We start from the raw sequence: 17,089 nt of genomic DNA, 5'->3' as shown, positions 1-17,089 counted from the left end.
CTGGAACTCTTTTGTCTTTAATGGATTTTAATCCTGCAATTATTTTTGTGTTAGTTCTTCAGATAAATCCACCTGCATCAATGACCCAGGCTTTATAGATTTTAATGCATTATATGTGCCAGAAGTTAGCCTTTTAATCTATGCCTAAATAAGCTGCCTGGATGCTTTTGTCATTCATGAGATCCTGCGCTTCTCCTTCCATTATGATCTTTCCTGTTTCCAGCACATATCCGCGGTTGGCGATCTGAAGAGCCATCTGGGCATTTTGTTCAACTAAAAGAATAGTTACTCCTTCCTGATTGATTTGGGTAATTACTTCAAATATATTTTCCACAACAATGGGTGCAAGACCGAGAGACGGTTCATCAAGAAGCAGCAGCTTGGGTCTGGCCATGAGGGCTCTGGCAATAGCCAGCATCTGCTGTTCACCCCCGGAAAGCGTCCCACCAGCCTGTTTTCTTCTTTCCTTTAGAATGGGAAAAAGCTCAAAAGACCGTTCCTCATCTTTTTTTATGCCTTTTCTGTCTTTTCTTAGATAGGCTCCCATAAGCAAGTTTTCATAAACATTAAGACGTGGAAAGATCATGCGCCCTTCAGGAACCTGGGTAACGCCCATGGCTACAATTTTGTCTGTTAAAGTGCTGGTGATATCCTGTCCTTCAAAAGATATCGTTCCTTTTTTGGGGCGAGTAATGCCGCTTATGCTCATAAGCGTAGTGGACTTTCCAGCTCCATTGGAGCCAATAAGGGTGACAATTTCACCTTTATCAACCTGGAGGCTGAGCCCTTTGATGGCGTGAATATTTCCGTAATAGGTGTGGATATTGTTCACTTTAAGCATCAGCAGCTCCTCTTCCTAAGTATGCCTCGATAACCTTGGGGTTTTCCCGTATTTGCTTAGGACCGCCTTCAGCTATTTTAGTGCCGTGATCCAGAACGACCAGTCTTTTACAGATGGTCATGACCAGCTTCATATCATGTTCGATTAAAATCACAGTGATGCCTTGATCAGAAATTCTATGGATCAGGTCTATGAGGGATTTTGTTTCTTTGGGGTTCATGCCGGCAGCAGGCTCATCCAACAAAAGCAGGCTTGGTTCTGTGGACAGTGATCGGGCGATTTCCAGCTTGCGCTGAAAGCCGTAGGAGAGAGCCGATGCTGTATAAAAGGCAAATTTATCAAGACCTACAAACTTAAGCCAGTCCATGGATTCATCAACAATTCTTTGTTCTTCATTGCGCTGGGACTTTGTTCGCAGCACTGCTCCAAAAAAGTTTGCCTTGGTCCGGCAATGTCTGCCTATGCGGACATTATCAAGAACTGTCAAAGCGGAAAAAAGACGAATATTCTGAAAAGTTCTTGCTACACCGAGGTAGGTCATTTTTTCCGCCTTATATCCGTTTATGCGAAGCATCCTGCTGTCTGATTCAAACATCATGTTGCCACTGGTGGGCTTGAGAACCCCGGAAATGCAGTTGAACATGGTACTTTTTCCAGCCCCATTGGGTCCTATCAGACCGAGGATTTCCCCCTTTTTAACATTATAACTGACATCTGCCAGAGCCAGCAGGCCTCCAAAGCGCATGGTCAGACTGTCTATTTCCAGGATATTCATATTATGACGAAGAACCGAGTTCTTTTTTCAGTTTTATAAGTATTGGATTATTCTGGGACTGAGTTGCTATATTCGGGAAAAAGCCCATGGGCTTGAAGCGCATCATGAGCACCATAATCAGTCCATAAGCAAGAAACCTTGTTTCGGCAGGCAAACCAAGTCCGGGCAAAACCATTCTTAGAATTTCACCAAGGGCAATGAGGACAGCTGCTCCTACCAGGCTTCCCTTGAAATTTCCAAGACCTCCCAGAACCACCATGCACAATACCAGAAATGATTCCCAGAATTTGAACATATCAGGTGAAAGAAACATGGTCCATCTGGCCAGAAATGCACCTGCAACAGCACCAATGGCAGCTGAAATGGCAAAACCGATTACCTTGTAGGTCAGCAGGTTAACGCCGCAGCTTGATGCCGCTATGGGATCTTCTCGGATGGCGAACCAGGCCCTGCCCAAGCGGGAATCTTCCATACGCCCCATTATGATATAGACCAGAGCAACCAGAAAAACCGCAAGATAAAAATACGGCCTTAAGCCCAGGAATTCCCAGTACCAGTCCCATTCAGGATTAATCATGGTTGAAAGCCATGAAAAATTAATGATGACCGGATCAATTCCCGGCAGGCCAAGTGGCCCCCGGGTAAGCCATATTTCATTGGTCAGAAACAGGACAACCAGTTCAGAGAAGCCAAAGGTGACAATGGCAAAGTAATCCCCTGTAAGACGCAGAGTAGGGGCACCGAGTAAAACTCCCCAAATTGCTCCGTTTAAGGCTGCCAGGGGTACAATAACCCAGAAGGACAGGCCAAAATGAATAGTCAAAAGGCCGGCAGTATAGGCTCCAATTCCATAAAAGCCTACATACCCCAGGTCCAGCAGTCCGCAAAATCCGGGAATAATATTTAACCCCATGGCCAGGATCATATAAACCATGATCAGGACCATGACGTGCAGAACATACTCATTGGCAAAAGCAAATAACGGATATATTAAAACCGCTGCCAGGAACAGGTACTTAATGGCATCTTTAAGGCTGATATTCATGGGATCAAACTTTTTCCACGGTAGATTTTCCAAGAATTCCAGAAGGGCGGAAAATAATTACTGCTATCATAACCCCGTAGGCAATCCCATCACGGTATAGTGATGATATATAACCTGCGCCCAGGGCTTCAGCAATGCCAAGAACAATACCCCCGATCATTGCTCCGGGTACTGAGCCTATTCCGCCGAGAACCGCTGCGGCAAAGGCCTTTACTCCTGCCACATAACCCATGGTAGGATACAAGGTGTTGTAGTAAATGGCCACCATAATGCCAGCTACTGCTCCCATGCTTGAACCAAGAGCAAAGGTGAAGGATATGACTCTGTTGACATTTATGCCCATGAGGGCTGCGCTGGTACGGTTCTGGGACAGGGCACGCATGGCAGTGCCTACCCTGGTTTTATTGATGATAAGAAACAAAATAATCATCAGGGTGGAAGCTGTAATAAATATTGACATCTGAAGCCAGCTTACATTGGCTTCCCCAATGGTGACGGCGGTAGTTCTCAAAAATGATGGTAAAGCTTCCTGGACAAATGGTTTGGGCCTGCTGCCCCATATAATCATGGCCAGGTTCTGAAGAAATATGGACATGCCTATGGCTGTTATCAAGGCTGCAAGTCTTGGAGACTGCCTTAAGGGGCGGTAAGCAAAAATATCCAGCATCACTCCAATAAGAGCGCAGCATCCCATGGTCATGAGAATGACAACGTATAAGGGTAGTCCGAATACTGTGATGAATGTGACAGCAAGGAAGGCTGAAAGCATGAATATTTCGCCGTGTGCGAAATTGATGAGCTGGATCACACCATAAACCATAGTATAACCTACAGCAATGAGGGCATATATCATACCCAGGGTGAGTCCATTTATAAGCTGTTGTTCAAACAAGGTCTTTTCCTTTGGATATATCAGAACAGCAGTGCCTGGCTGGTCATAACTGTTTGATTTCTAAGCAGGGCAACAGGCAATTATGCTCCGGCCTTGATCAGGTACGAGAGATAGATGCAAAATCCATTATCTCAGGTTAGCGGCGATCAGAGCCTGTTTTGGCGTGCAAAGTTTAAAAGTTATGATTTTATCCGAGATCGCTGAACCGATAACTTTGAACTGAAAGGGAAAAAATAAATTAAGGCAGGCCGGACTGATGCCCGGTCTGCCTTATTGTAAGGTTATGAGATAAATCAACGCATGAAGGACTAATCCATCTGAACTGGAGCAGCAACAAACTGCCCGTCCTGAACTTTCTTAACAAAGGCAGGCTTCAGAGTATCACCATATTCGTTGAAATAGGTCATGCCTGCAATGCCATGGTAGGCATTTTCAGGGGAATTGATGGTAGTGAGGTATTCCCTGATCTTTGCTCTGTCCGCACCCACTTCAGCAATGGCCTGCAAAAGAATGCCTGCTGCATCATATGAATTGGCGCTCATCCAGTCTACTTCACGGTCAAAACGCTCCCTGAAGTTTTCCAGAAACTCTTTGGCCTCGCCTTCTGCGACATCTGCCAAAAATGGAACTGTGAGATAAGTATTCTCAGCAGCGGCACCAGCAAGGCTGATGTAATCGGCATTATCAAAACCGTCTGCGCCGAACTTGGCAACATTCATACCCAAATCTCTTGCCTGATTTGCAATGAGTGCTCCTTCAGGATAATAACCGGAAATGAAAAGTCCGTCAGGATTTCTACCTCTGAGCCTTGTGAGCTGCGGGTTGAAATCGGAAGCTCCTGATACGTAAGCTTCCTCTCCAACAATGTTGAGCCCGATTGACTGGGCCTTGTTAACAAAAGCATTTTTCAAACCAATGCCATAATCATTATTTTCAAAAAAAACAGCTACATTATCAAGCTCCAAAACCTCATTAACATATTGAGCAAGAAACTCACCCTGATAGTCGTCCCGATAAACAACTCTGAAAGCCCAGGTATTGCCCTGGCGGTCTTTGCTTTGATCAGATATGGCTACACTGGTAGCTGTAGGTGAAATTACCGGTACACCGTGTCTGAGGTATGTTGGCAGTGCTGCGAGGTGAGCAGAAGAGCAGAGGTGTCCAACAACACCCACTATGTTTCTGTTCTGGGCAATGCGTGAAGAAACAGTTGCTGCTTCACGTGGTTCACACTGTTCATCCATCCAGTCCACTCGAATCTGCTTGCCGTTTATGCCCCCAGCGGCGTTGATTTCTTCAACCTTGAGAGTAACACCTGCTTTAACATTATCTCCATAGCCGGCTAGGGCTCCTGTGAAAGGAGAAGCTACAGCAATTCTAATAGTTTCTGCAAGGGCTGGAGAACTTAGAAGCAGCATCAGGCAACTGATAACAGCCACCTTTAACCAAGTTTTACCAAACATTTTTGACCTCCTGAAAAGACTGTTTTTTGGCAACAAAAATAAAATAATCCACTCATCATAAAGATTAGAGCATAAAACAAAACTGGATAAAAATCAAGACTTGTGTATAGGGAAATTGAAAAAAAGGTGGAACTATTCAGTATGCTGGAGGGATAGCTTGCATTTAATATGGCAGATTATGATCAAGAAAAGCACAGAAACCTCGGCGCCTGCAAGCGTCAGCCTGCAGGCGCTTCCGGTCCGGAGGTCAAGCAAGGAGGAGGCAGTTATTATCCTCTTTTATTGAGATAAGGATTGAACAGGGGTGTCACGGTAGATGCTTTTTTATATCCGCTAAATCGCTTGTTTTCGCATCTGACTTTCTGCAATTCGTCGCGCAGCACTGTGTGCAGCTTTTTTGCCGAATCAGTTATTCTGGCTTGCATTTTCTGCAATTTAAGTAATTTTTCGAGAAACATATCTTTATCCAGATTATGATTAGATGAAAAAACATTATTAAATATTTGTTCTCTTTGTCTGGCAAGTTCCTGAGCCTTTTCAACATCCTGGTCCTCAAGAGAGTTCAGCTCCATGAGACTGATGTCATAAGCTTCATCTAATTGAGAAAACGCGTTGTTCATGGTTACATCATCCTTATTTATGAAGTAGCGAAAAAATTATTTCGTGCCTTGTCAGCCTTGATTTGAAAATTGAGAGCGCATTGGAGTAAGCCCTACAATTAAACTTAATGGCTACGATTGCCTCAGTTATAGGGACAGGCACATTCAGAACCGCAAAATCAAAAGGGAGCCCCAATGATTGTGAAAAAGGTTCAGATCTGTCAGGATAACTCTTTTAGTTCTTCACGAAAGTCTGCAATTATTTTTTTCCAGCTTTCCACAAGAGGCAGATACTCATACTCCAGAAGATCAGACAAAAGAACCCAGTCTTCATTTTCCTGAACCTCAATCATTTCGCTGAAAAGTTCTGATAACCTTTCTACTGCTTTATCCATTCTGGAGCTGTCTTTAAGTTGAAAGCCTTCCTTCAAAGCGCCTACCATGCCTATGAAGTCTCTGGTTACTTCAAGCAGATCCTGATACATATCAAGGGCTTCAGCATCATCAGCCTGACGGAAATATTCAGCTACCTGGCTGCCTCCCTTGGACATCAAGGTAACAACCTTGTAAAGCTCACGAGTGATGTTAATGGCCATGTTTGTAGTATCCATGGTCTTGATTTCCACTTTGCTGAATTCATCTGTCTCAATATCTTCTGCCTGGTGGGGATAGATTTCTGAAAATGCTTCTTCGTCAACAAGAACATCGGTAACAACACGCTGATTGAACATGTCGTTTCCCATTACGTTTACAAGAAGATCCTCAAGGTTGTTGTAATTTTTAACATTCAGCTCTGTAGTTTTTCCGTCGATTACGATCATTATGACCTCCTGTGATCTTTGAACTTAAATATGGGAATTTTTTTCTGCAAAATAAGATTTGATATACTCTATTCAATTAATGTGCCAGGTCAGCGGGCAGAGGGAGCAAAACAAGAGGCATAACTACATTCTGAGAAAATTGTTCAGCTTTTGCAAAAGTTTTTCATACCTCTGGCAAAGAGCAATGATCTCTTCAAGATTGGATGAGGCAGCCTGGGACTGATGGGTCCATAATAGTCCCAATACTGGAAAGTAAGAGCTTTGGGAAAGGATATGGCTCAGTCTCTGCCAGGTGGAAAGAAACTTTTTTTTGACAGCAGGTGCGGCAACTTTTTTCAGAACATTGGCCTGCTGGGCTGCCAGGTTGAGCAGAGGCAGGATGCTATTGATATGCTCAACAATATTCTGACAGTAATCTTTTTCCGGTCGGGTAGTATCTTTGGGAACCGTCAGAGCTTCATCATTCAGAAAGAGGTTGTAAAAGTGTTTCTGGGTGGACATCCACAGGGAATAGTTGTTCTGCGCCCCAGGGTTTAACGGGCGTAAGGTATACAGATCATTTTCAAGGCAGGTAGCCCTGACTTTTGCTCCTTGACCCTCCATTTTTCTCCACTCGCCTGTAGATATGTAATGGGTAATGGCTTTGAAAACAGTTTCAGGAGATATGGCCTTTCGACATGAAAACCCAGTATCACATGTATGAGAAAATGAGCATGGATGACAGTTCATGTCCGGTTCAAGGCAAAGACAGTTGTCAAGATAAGGGCCTGTATCCCAGGGCTGGGCTGTGGCCAGAAAAAAAGCTGCGCTTCTTACTCCGAGGCCGGCGGCCAGGTGCATTGTGCCGGTATCATTGGTCACTAAAAGTTTGCACAGGGAAAGAGTGGCGGACAATTCCTGCAAAGAGGTCTGTCCTGTGAGACTGATATGGGGTGCCTGGGAAAGATTTTCATATTTTTGAGCAAGGTGCTGCTCGGATTTCGTTCCCAGAAGAACTGGGCAAAGGTTTAATTCTTTACAAAGCATTTCTCCAAGCAGGGCAAAGTACTCAACAGGCCAACGTCTTTTGTCATCACTGGCACCAAGCTGGAAAGCCACATACCCGGCAAAGTTATTTCTCTGGGTTTTTGTGGAAAGTTCATTCCTCATCTGGCTGATGAGCTCTTTATCCGGGGCTTTGATTTTCAGTTTTGTTTTTTGGGTTGGAAGGTGGGCAGACCTGACAAACATGTCAACAATATTAAAGGGACTGCTTCCCCTGTGCGCTGATGAGGCCTGCAGGAATGCCGCCCAATTGTTAGAGTAGCATCCAAAGCCCAGTTCATCCAGAAAAAAGCCCAGTTTATGTTCTGATTGAAATTGACTGGTAAGCAGTCTGGAGCTCAGGGATGGGGTAAGGTTTATTGTCTGGTCAAAATGTTCAACAGAGGCAGTGGAATTGATCCAGTTTTGCAGTTCAACAATGGCCATGGGCCAGGTACTGTCTAACAGAGCCAGAAATCTGGCACCTGGCATGGCATGGATAAAGTCAGCATCATGAAGAAGTTCAGCTGCCCGGGCAAAATTTTCTAAGCAGACCAGATGGGTGACTAAACCCTGGTCTTTCAGTTTGGACAGGACCGGCTGGCTTTGAATCAGGTCACCAAATCTGGTCAGGTTAATTAGCAGGGCGTGTCTTTGATTTCGGGCTGTATTCATTGGATATTGAGAGTTAAAAGCTATCAGTTAATTGTTGTGTAACTGTTCACCACATTTGCAATAAGACCATTAAAAACCCTGGATTCCGGCTTTCGCCGGAATGACAAAATAGGGCAACCGCTTGCTTTAGTCGTCACCCCGGATCCCGGATCAGTGTCCGGGACAGGCTTTGATCCGGGGGCCATGTCTTTTTATACGAACTTGCTGAACAGCTACATTGTTGTCAGCATTGAAGCGGGCTAAGCTGATTCCAGAAGTCTTTGTCCATAAACGGCCTGCCCCAGGGATACGCAGGCATCATTGGGAGGCAGCTGTTTATGCACCAGAACATTTAAGCCATTATCAGCCAAGAGCTTAGCAAGCGTTTGGAAAATGGTCATGTTCTGCATAACCCCGCCGCTCAGGCCTACTGTTTTAATGCCTGTTTTTTCTGAAGCCTGCATTACCCATTTGCAAATCCCATGCGATAATCCCAGGTGAAATTTTCTGCTGATGATTTCAGGAAGAATTTGTCTCATTAAGTCTGTATTAATTTGTTCAAAAAGGGAAATGGTATCCAGAGTCAAAAAAATGTCACTTTCAAGCGACTGAACATCATAGAATTCTGTAATGGATCTATCCTGGATCTTTTCTAATAAAATGGCTGCCTGACCTTCATAATCAATTTTTTGCGTGAGACCAAGCAAGGCAGATACAGCATCAAAAAGCCTTCCGCATCCACTGGAAAAAGGAGAATTAATGTTTTTATCCAGCATCTGGTGGACAATTTCCAGTTTCTGACCCATCATCTTTAAGCCTTGAGGATATTTATCCCTGTTGACATCAAGTTTTCGCAGAAAAGAAACAGCAATTCTCCAGGGTTCTTCAATGGCCTTTTCTCCTCCTGGCAAGGGAATGGGACTGAAAGATCCCAGCCGCTTCATGTTCAAATCAGTATTATCTACCAGGAGAAGTTCACCGCCCCACAGAGTTTTATCCAGGCCCAGGCCTGTACCGTCAATGGCAACGCCAAGACAGGGTCCCTGAAACTTGTTTTCAGCCATGACAGAAAAGATATGGGCAAAATGATGCTGTAATTGATATACTGGCAGGCCTGTTTTTTCTGCATATCCTGAACTCATGTAGTCAGGATGAAAATCCCGGATAACTGCCTTGGGTCTGACCCTGAGCACGTCAGAGAAATGATTAATAATTTCCTGGAAAAATTCATAAGTTTCCAGGTTTTTCAAGTCACCTATATGCTGGGAAACATAAGCCTGATCATCTTTGGTCAGACAGATGGTGTTTTTAAGTTCAGGTCCTGTTCCAAGCACACAAGGCCCTTTGCGGGCCAGAAAAACCGGAGTCGGTGTATAGCCCCTGGCCCGGCGCAGGAACACAGGGCAATGTTCTTCAGCAAAGACTACAGAATCGTCACAGCGCACCAATATGTCTCTGTTGTGAAAGAGAAATAAGTCTGTAATGGAACTTAAACGCTTCAGAGCTTCCCGGTTGCCCAGGCTGATGGGTTCAGAACTAAAATTGCCTGAGGTCATTACCAGTGCCGGCAGCATGTCTTGGGGGCTTATGGTCCTTAGGTGATGAAAGAGCACCATGTGGAAAGGAGTATATGGAAGCATCAGCCCAATATTATCAGTATCTGGAGACAACAGCGGGCTCAAGGGAAAAGGTTTTTTGACAGGCAGAATAACGATGGGATGTTCCATTCCTGAAAGGATCTTTTTCTGGACATTATTCAGGTATGCAATATTGTCAGCTGTTTGCAGGTCTTGAACCATGACTGCCAGGGACTTGCCAGGGCGGTGTTTTCGCCGGCGTAAGTTGTCTACTGCCCGGTTGATCCGGGCGTGACATACCAGGTGAAAGCCACCCAAGCCTTTGGCTGCAATGATTTTTCCCTGTACAAGCATCTTGGCAGCATGGAGCATGGCCTCATTGTTTTCTGCCAGTTTCTGGCCTGTATTGCTGGTAAGCCAGACCTGCGGCCCACAAACCGGACAGGCATTGGGCTGGGCATGGAATCTTCGATCCATGGGATCATTATATTCATTCAGGCATTCCGGGCACATTTCAAAACAGGCCATGGAAGTCATGGGGCGATCGTACGGGATGGAGCGGGTAATGGTCAGGCGTGGTCCGCAATTGGTGCAATTGGTGAATGGGTAGAGATATCTTCTGTTTTGGGGATCAATTATTTCTCCGGCACAATCAGAGCAAATGCATGCATCAGGGCTGATAAGAACAGAGTGTTGCTGACCTGAAGTGCTGGGAGTGATTACAAAGTCTTCCTGATGGTTCAGCCTATCCAAGTCAGTAGAAGACAGTTCAGTGATTTGAGCCAGGGGAGGGTGCCTGGTAGCGAGAGCTGATTCAAACATATCAATATCCGGAGATCTGCCCTGGACATCTATGATCACGCCTTGCTCGTTATTGGATACAGACCCGGTCAGGGAATGTTCGCTTGCCAGACGGTAAACAAAAGGCCTGAAACCTACGCCCTGAACTCGGCCATTGACAGTAATTTGTTTTCGCTTCATCTTTATGTGATTCCAATTATTCAACTTGCTTTGATTTTGTTAGAATAAACCTAAATAATAGTAAACAAAAATGAAAGAAAATATATCCATTACCAATGCTACGCATCATAATCTCAAATCCGTATCCATTGATATCCCGAGGCATAATCTCGTTGTTATCTGCGGGCCTTCCGGGTCAGGCAAATCAACCCTGGCCTTTGATATAATCTACGCTGAAGGTCAGAGAAGGTATGTGGAGTCCTTGTCAGCCTATGCCCGGCAGTTTTTGCCTCAGATGGACAAGCCTCAGGTGGAAAAGATTGAAGGCCTTTCTCCTTCAATCTCCATTGAGCAGCATTCACTTTCCAGAAATCCGCGTTCAACTGTGGGTACTGTTACAGAAATCTATGATTTCCTGAGAGTATTTTTTGCCAGATTAGGCCAGCCAATATGCACAAGTTGCTCCAAACCGGTCAGTGCTCAGTCTGCCTCACAGATTATTGAAAGCATCATGTCCATGGAGCCGGGGCTGAAATGCATGATTTTGAGTCCTCTGGTTCAAAACAAGAAAGGAACCCATGCTGATCTTTTAAAAAAGCTTAAAGGACAGGGCTTTGCCAGAGTCAGAATCAACAAGGAAGTCCAGCCTCTTGAGCCTTTACCTGTTCTGGAAAAGAATAAAAAGCATACTCTGGAACTGGTGGTGGACCGTCTTGTTCTCAAGCCTGAGGTGCGCAAGCGCCTGGCAGACTCGGTGGAACTTGCCCTGAGTTATGGGGATGGAACCTTGACCCTGTCTGTAATTAATGGTCAGGATATTTTTTTTGGTACTGAAGCGGTTTGTCCTGCATGCAGGATATCTCTGCCAGCTCCTACGCCACAGCTGTTTTCATTCAATAGTCCTCAAGGAGCCTGTGGGTCATGTTCTGGTATCGGCAGTGTAGAATATTTTGAGCCGGATCTAATTGCCCCCAACAAGGGCTTGAGCCTGAACAAAGGAGCAGTCATTCCCTGGAAAAATCCAAGAGTTCTGGAAAGATATAAAGACGATCTCAAACTGATGGGCAAAAAGTACGGGTTTAATCTTAATACCAGCTTGTCGGATTTTTCTCCACAAGCCATGGAAGCATTGTTTACGGGAGATTTGGAGTTAGGGTTTGAAGGGGTGCTTTCTTTGCTTGAGCAGGGGTATGGATTTGGACATATCTGGAGGGATGAATTGTCAAGATTCAGACAGTCGCGTCCCTGTCCTGGCTGTCAGGGAGCCAGGCTCAGGCCTGAGGCATTATCTGTATATGTGGACAACCTGAATATAAAAGATTTTACTCAGCTGCCCATTGTCAGATCCCTGTCCTGGCTGGAAAATCTTAAGTTCAGCGAGATGAAACAGAAAATTGCCGGGCCATTGATCCAGGAACTTACCCACAGGCTCAAGTTTCTGGTCAATGTAGGCCTGGATTATATAAGTTTGGGCAGAAATATGTCCACCCTGTCCGGGGGTGAGGCTCAGAGGATCAGGCTGGCCGGACAATTGGGCTCTGGCCTGGTGGGGGTTACTTATGTTCTGGATGAGCCAAGCATTGGACTGCATCCGAGAGACAACGACCGGCTCATAGATACGCTGCGACAGCTTCAGACCAGGGGAAATACTGTGCTTGTGGTGGAGCATGATGAAGCCACCATTAAGTCAGCTGATCATGTTGTGGAGTTGGGGCCAGGGTCTGGAGCTCTGGGCGGTGAGATTGTTTATCAGGGTAAAGTGCAGGATCTGGTGGACAGTTCAGATTCCTTGACAGGAAAGTATTTAAGAAAGGAGCTGAGTATCCCCAGGCCCGCAGAAAGGCGCAAAGGTGATGGCTCCATTGTTGTCAGAGGTGTCAGGACAAATAATCTGAAAAATGTTGATCTTGAACTTCCCCTGAAGGAATTTGTGGTAGTTACAGGAGTATCCGGTTCCGGCAAGAGTTCTCTTGTTGTGGACTCCCTTTACAAACACCTGGCCCTGGCCAGAGGACTTAAGGTCGATAATCCAGGAAGCATTAAAGGCATTGACGGGTCAGAGCTTGTGGAAAAGATCATTTCCATTGATCAGTCACCCATTGGGAGGACTCCAAGATCCAACCCGGCTACATATACCAAGATATTTGATGAGATCAGAAAGATTTTTGCTCAGACCGTTGAATCAAAAAAGAGGGGATACAAACCGGGACGGTTCAGCTTTAATGTGCGCGGGGGCCGGTGTGAGTCGTGCAGAGGTGACGGGCAGATTCAGGTGGAGATGCACTTTTTGCCTGATGTGTATGTCAAATGCGAGGTCTGTGACGGCAAAAGATATAACCGCGAAACCCTTGATGTTCAGTACAAGGGTCTAAATATCTCTCAGATTCTTGATATGTCTGTGCGTCAGGCCAGGGATTTTTTTTCCAGCTATTCCATTTTGGAGAGAAAACTCGGAATTCTGGAAGAAGTTGGTCTGGAGTACATAAAGCTTGGCCAGCCAGCCACCACCCTGTCCGGAGGTGAGGCCCAGAGGATCAAAATTTCCAGGGAGCTGAGCAAAAAGAGTCTGCCCGGAACTCTTTATATTTTAGATGAGCCGACCACGGGTCTGCATACCCATGAGGTGGGCAAGCTTATTCAGGTTTTGAACAAGCTTGTAGACCGGGGAGCAAGTATTGTGGTCATAGAGCACAATCTTGATGTTGTAGCCTGCGCTGATTATGTGGTTGATCTCGGCCCTGGCGGTGGAGACAGTGGCGGAATCATAGTTGCTCAGGGCACACCAGAGGAGATCAGCCGGAATCCCGGATCAGTTACTGGCAGGTATCTTGATCTATAGTTTTTTGTTTTTGGATGTATCGATTGGTTTTATGATCAGCCTTCATTTTATTTTTTTTCTGTTACTGCAAACTCCCGGCGTGAGCCCGTAAGTCAAAATCATTTATTTTTCAAGTAGTTGTGAGAACGTGCCTGTTTCATGATTTTGACTAACGGGCTCATGGCCGGTCAAACAAGCAGCAATGGCGAAAAACAAACAAAATGAAGGCTCTGCTATGGGCGTTTCAAGGACTTATTTACGTCTTTGCGCTGCCATACGGGTCAAAACAGCGAGAAGCCCGCACAGGATGCCCAGGAATAATGCCCTTATGGGATCCATGCCAAACCAGGTGGCTATGAGTCCCACTGAACCGCCTAAGATAATTCCTCTTACATATGGATTGTTCATTACTTTTCTCCGTTTTTGTTTCAACCTGTCAATTGCATGATGTGAAGCCCGCCTGCCATGACCAAAAAAGAATATCGCCACAAGATGAAGAGTATCAGAATGTCCATGAATAAGGATCTGGTATCTGAAAAAAGTTCAAAGATATCCAAGAAGTTTTTGAACTGGATTGATATGGACAAGTATCAGTCTTTTCTTGTGTATCTGCCCATTAACAATGAGGTTGATACCAGATCCCTTATAGACAGTCTGCTTAAAGCCGGCAAAAAAATATATGCGCCCAGGTGCAGTCAGAAGCGCAGGGGGTGCATGGATTTTTATGAGGTGTCAGACTTAACTGAGTTGAGTCCTGGTTATTGTGGCATTGCCGAGCCCTGCTCAAGTTCTTCTAAACTTTATGTTAACACTGGATCATCAGTCTGCATACTGCCTGGTCTGGCCTTTGACCGCAATGGGCAGCGCCTGGGATATGGCCAGGGATTTTTTGACCGTTACCTGTGTGAGCTACCAGGTCCAAGACCTCAGCTTATTGGTTTTGTATACGATTTTCAAGTAGTTGATGCTTTGCCTGGAGACAAGTGGGATATTCCAGTGGATGCAGTGGTTACAGAAAGTCAGATATTGATCCCAGCAGATAGTTGAGCTAACAGCCATGACTTGACATGAAGTTACGTCTGAATACATGTATTCATAAAGGAGGTTGGCATGCCCGCATCAGTAAGATTGCCTGATGATGTAGACAGAAGGTTGACATTTTTAGCAAAAACAACAGGACGGTCCAAGGCTTATTACATAAAAGAGGCCATTGTGGAGCATCTTGATTTAATGGAAGACATTTATCTGGCAGAGAAGAGATTAGATCAGGTAAAGTCTGGTCTGAGCAAAATATTTACTCTGGAAGAAGTAGAGAAAGATCTTGGTCTGGCAAGTAAAGTTTGAAGCTTCAGCAAAAAAGGAGCTTTCTAAACATGATCATAAGATTCAATTATACATTAACACTAAAATGATATCTCAACCCAAATATATCAAGTTTAAATTTCCGAAAATTCCTGACATAACATGCGCCTTTGGCACAAGGCTTGGGGGACAGAGCAGGGATTATTTCCAGGGAAATAATATTTCCTTTGAAGTAGGTGATTTGCGCGCAAACGTCCTTGAAAACCGTAAACTTGCAAAGCATAAACTGCATTTTAAACGTCTGATTGAGCTTAAGCAGGTACATGGAGATGTACTCCATTTTGATCTTGATGGGGATTTTCTTGAAGGAAGCAGGTATGAAGGGGATGGTATCTGTACTTCAGAAGCCAGGGCTGCATTGATGATCAAAACTGCAGACTGCCAGCCCATTTTTCTGGTTCATGAGTCAGGCAGATACATTTGTGCTCTACATGTGGGCTGGCGGGGCAACAGGATGAATTTTCCCGGCACAGGGCTGGAAATGTTTTGCAGGCATTACGGAATAAACCCTGCCGAGGTTTCTGTGGTGCGGGGGCCAAGTCTTGGGCCTTGTTGCTCGGAGTTTAATGATTTTCATGAGCACTGGGATCATCGGTTTGAAAGTTATTATGATATGGCAGGCAAAACCATGGACCTGTGGAGCTTGAGCAGGGATCAGCTTGTTAATGGTGGTGTCAGGATGAAAAACATTTTTTCTGTAGATATTTGTACTAAATGTAATGAGGATTTGTTTTTTTCATACCGCGGGTCAAAGCAATGTGGGCGCCAGGGAAATTTTGTGGTTATTGAAAACTGAATTGCCTGGTATTGATAAGCAGAGCAGTTAAGCTATTCAGAGCTGATTTCATAGCTTTTAAGCTTTCTGTATAAATAGCTTCTTTCAAGCCCTATGGCTTCTGCGAGTTTGGAAATATTTCCTTCATACTCTTTGAGCTTATAATCCAGAAACCAGGCTTCAAATTTAGACCTGGCCTGTTTGAAGTCTTGGGGCAAGTCTTGACCCTGCTTAAAAAGATTATCACTCATTTCCGTTTGTAAATCCTTATTACCAAATTCTCCTGGAAGCATATCCGGAGTTACTTCCATTCCCTGGTAAAGAATGTACAGACGCTCCACAAAATTTTTCAGTTCGCGTACATTGCCTGGCCAGGGATAGTTTTTCAGGATTTTGGTTGTGTCAGCAGAAAAGCTCAAAGGCTTGAAGTTATGCTCCTGGCTGAGCTGGTCTACAAATTCAGATAACAGAAGGGATATGTCATCACTACGTTCTCTTAAAGGAGGCAGTGTCAGGGGAAATACGTTCAGCCGATAGTAAAGGTCTTCTCTGAAATTTCCATTTTTAATTTCCTTGTGCAGATCTTTATTGGTAGCTGCTATAACCCTGACATTGACATTGATGGTTTTATAGCCGCCAACCCTTTCAAAACTCTGCTCCTGCAGGATGCGCAGGATCTTGGCCTGGGTTTTGAGGCTCATATCTCCAATTTCGTCCAAAAACAGGGTTCCGCCATCAGCCAGCTCAAATTTGCCCTGTTTTGAACCTGAAGCGCCAGTAAAAGAGCCTTTTTCGTGTCCGAAAAGCTCAGATTCAATAAGCTCTTCTGGGATGGCTGCGCAGTTGACCGCTACTAAGGCCTGATCAGCCCTTTTGCTGCCCATGTGAATGGAGCGAGCAACAATTTCCTTGCCTGTTCCGTTTTCACCGGTAATAAGTACCCAGGCTTCAGTGGGAGATACCTGATCAATTATCTGCCTTAACTCATTAATGGCCCTGGACTTTCCAGAAATTTTCTGAATCTGCGGCGACTTGGTGCTCAGGCGCAGGTTTCGGTTTTCTCTTCTAAGGTTTGAGAATTCTAAGGCTTTTTGGGCGGTTATCAGTACCTTTTCTAAGGACAATGGTTTTTCAATAAAATCAAAAGCACCGTTTTTTATGGCCTGGACTGCGGTCTGGATGTTTCCATGGCCGGAAATCATAAGCACAGGAAGATCCGGATATTTATCCTGAAGTCTGGTCAGTACTTTAAGTCCGTCCATTCCTGGAAGCCATATGTCCAGCAGGACAAGGTCTATGGATCTGTTGATCACTGCCAGGGCCTGTTCGCCGCTTTCAGCATCCATTACTTCATATCCCTCGTCCTCAAGTATTCCCCTTAGGGAAAGGCGGATGTCCTCTTCATCATCAATGATTAGTACTCTGGATTTGTTTTTGACCATATGAGATTTGCTAAGTTGTTATTTCGGTTTTTGAACGAAACG

The 17,089-nt window shown here is 44.9% G+C and carries 15 protein-coding genes; 4 read left to right on the top strand and 11 right to left on the bottom strand.

Annotation, left to right across the window (positions count from 1 at the left end; all coding sequences use genetic code 11):
• Positions 1-133: 133 nt before the first annotated feature.
• From LZ23_RS03840 to hypF, 9 genes are all read right to left on the bottom strand, one after another.
• Positions 134-841, bottom strand: coding sequence for an ABC transporter ATP-binding protein (locus tag LZ23_RS03840; RefSeq protein WP_045211733.1), 708 nt, complete (start codon positions 839-841; stop codon positions 134-136).
• On the bottom strand, positions 834-1,616 hold the full coding sequence (locus LZ23_RS03835) for an ABC transporter ATP-binding protein (RefSeq protein WP_045211732.1): 783 nt from the start codon (positions 1,614-1,616) through the stop codon (positions 834-836). Before LZ23_RS03835 ends, LZ23_RS03840 begins: the two co-directional genes overlap by 8 nt.
• Before the next feature lies 1 nt (position 1,617).
• On the bottom strand, positions 1,618-2,694 hold the full coding sequence (locus LZ23_RS03830; RefSeq protein ID WP_232300395.1) for a branched-chain amino acid ABC transporter permease: 1,077 nt from the start codon (positions 2,692-2,694) through the stop codon (positions 1,618-1,620).
• Positions 2,666-3,553, bottom strand: coding sequence for a branched-chain amino acid ABC transporter permease (locus LZ23_RS03825; RefSeq protein ID WP_045211730.1), 888 nt, complete (start codon positions 3,551-3,553; stop codon positions 2,666-2,668). Before LZ23_RS03825 ends, LZ23_RS03830 begins: the two co-directional genes overlap by 29 nt.
• A 308-nt stretch (positions 3,554-3,861) precedes the next feature.
• Positions 3,862-5,016, bottom strand: coding sequence for an ABC transporter substrate-binding protein (locus LZ23_RS03820; protein WP_045211729.1), 1,155 nt, complete (start codon positions 5,014-5,016; stop codon positions 3,862-3,864).
• Between the two features lie 269 nt (positions 5,017-5,285).
• On the bottom strand, positions 5,286-5,636 hold the full coding sequence (locus LZ23_RS03815; RefSeq protein WP_045211727.1) for a hypothetical protein: 351 nt from the start codon (positions 5,634-5,636) through the stop codon (positions 5,286-5,288).
• 200 nt (positions 5,637-5,836) lie between these two features.
• Positions 5,837-6,436: a DUF8043 domain-containing protein gene (locus LZ23_RS03810; RefSeq protein ID WP_045211725.1), complete on the bottom strand. Its 600-nt coding sequence runs from the start codon at positions 6,434-6,436 to the stop codon at positions 5,837-5,839.
• A 123-nt stretch (positions 6,437-6,559) separates the two neighbouring features.
• Positions 6,560-8,134 carry a glycosyltransferase family 9 protein gene (locus LZ23_RS03805; protein ID WP_045211723.1) on the bottom strand — a complete coding sequence of 525 codons (1,575 nt, stop codon included), beginning with the start codon at positions 8,132-8,134 and terminating at the stop codon, positions 6,560-6,562.
• Positions 8,135-8,373: 239 nt separating this feature from the next.
• On the bottom strand, positions 8,374-10,671 hold the full coding sequence (gene hypF / locus LZ23_RS03800; protein ID WP_045211722.1) for a carbamoyltransferase HypF: 2,298 nt from the start codon (positions 10,669-10,671) through the stop codon (positions 8,374-8,376).
• 70 nt (positions 10,672-10,741) lie between these two features.
• Between hypF and uvrA the strand changes: the two genes are divergently transcribed.
• The gene (uvrA, locus tag LZ23_RS03795) at positions 10,742-13,489 is read left to right on the top strand and encodes an excinuclease ABC subunit UvrA (protein ID WP_045211721.1); all 2,748 of its coding nucleotides are present in this window, start codon (positions 10,742-10,744) and stop codon (positions 13,487-13,489) included.
• A 231-nt stretch (positions 13,490-13,720) separates the two neighbouring features.
• Here the strand turns inward: uvrA and LZ23_RS24510 are convergent, their stop codons facing one another.
• Positions 13,721-13,876, bottom strand: coding sequence for a hypothetical protein (locus LZ23_RS24510; RefSeq protein WP_198145889.1), 156 nt, complete (start codon positions 13,874-13,876; stop codon positions 13,721-13,723).
• A 57-nt stretch (positions 13,877-13,933) separates the two neighbouring features.
• Here LZ23_RS24510 and LZ23_RS03790 point away from each other — a divergent pair, with 57 nt between their 5' ends.
• The 3 genes from LZ23_RS03790 (at position 13,934) to LZ23_RS03780 (ending at position 15,626) form a co-directional block, all read left to right on the top strand.
• A complete protein-coding gene (locus LZ23_RS03790) occupies positions 13,934-14,515 on the top strand; it encodes a 5-formyltetrahydrofolate cyclo-ligase (protein WP_052507093.1) in 582 nt (193 codons plus the stop codon).
• Positions 14,516-14,578: 63 nt separating this feature from the next.
• Positions 14,579-14,812: a type II toxin-antitoxin system RelB family antitoxin gene (gene relB, locus LZ23_RS03785; protein ID WP_045211719.1), complete on the top strand. Its 234-nt coding sequence runs from the start codon at positions 14,579-14,581 to the stop codon at positions 14,810-14,812.
• Positions 14,790-15,626 (top strand): purine nucleoside phosphorylase YfiH/LACC1 family protein, encoded by an 837-nt coding sequence (locus LZ23_RS03780; RefSeq protein WP_232300393.1) that lies wholly within the window; start codon positions 14,790-14,792, stop codon positions 15,624-15,626. Before relB ends, LZ23_RS03780 begins: the two co-directional genes overlap by 23 nt.
• Positions 15,627-15,658: 32 nt before the next feature.
• Here the strand turns inward: LZ23_RS03780 and LZ23_RS03775 are convergent, their stop codons facing one another.
• Entirely contained in the window at positions 15,659-17,047 is a 1,389-nt protein-coding gene (locus tag LZ23_RS03775; RefSeq protein ID WP_045211718.1) for a sigma-54-dependent transcriptional regulator, read from the bottom strand.
• Positions 17,048-17,089: the final 42 nt, after the last annotated feature.

The sequence above is a fragment of the Desulfonatronovibrio magnus genome, assembly GCF_000934755.1.
Taxonomy (GTDB): domain Bacteria; phylum Desulfobacterota; class Desulfovibrionia; order Desulfovibrionales; family Desulfonatronovibrionaceae; genus Desulfonatronovibrio; species Desulfonatronovibrio magnus.
This window is presented reverse-complemented; position numbering and strand designations above follow the sequence as displayed.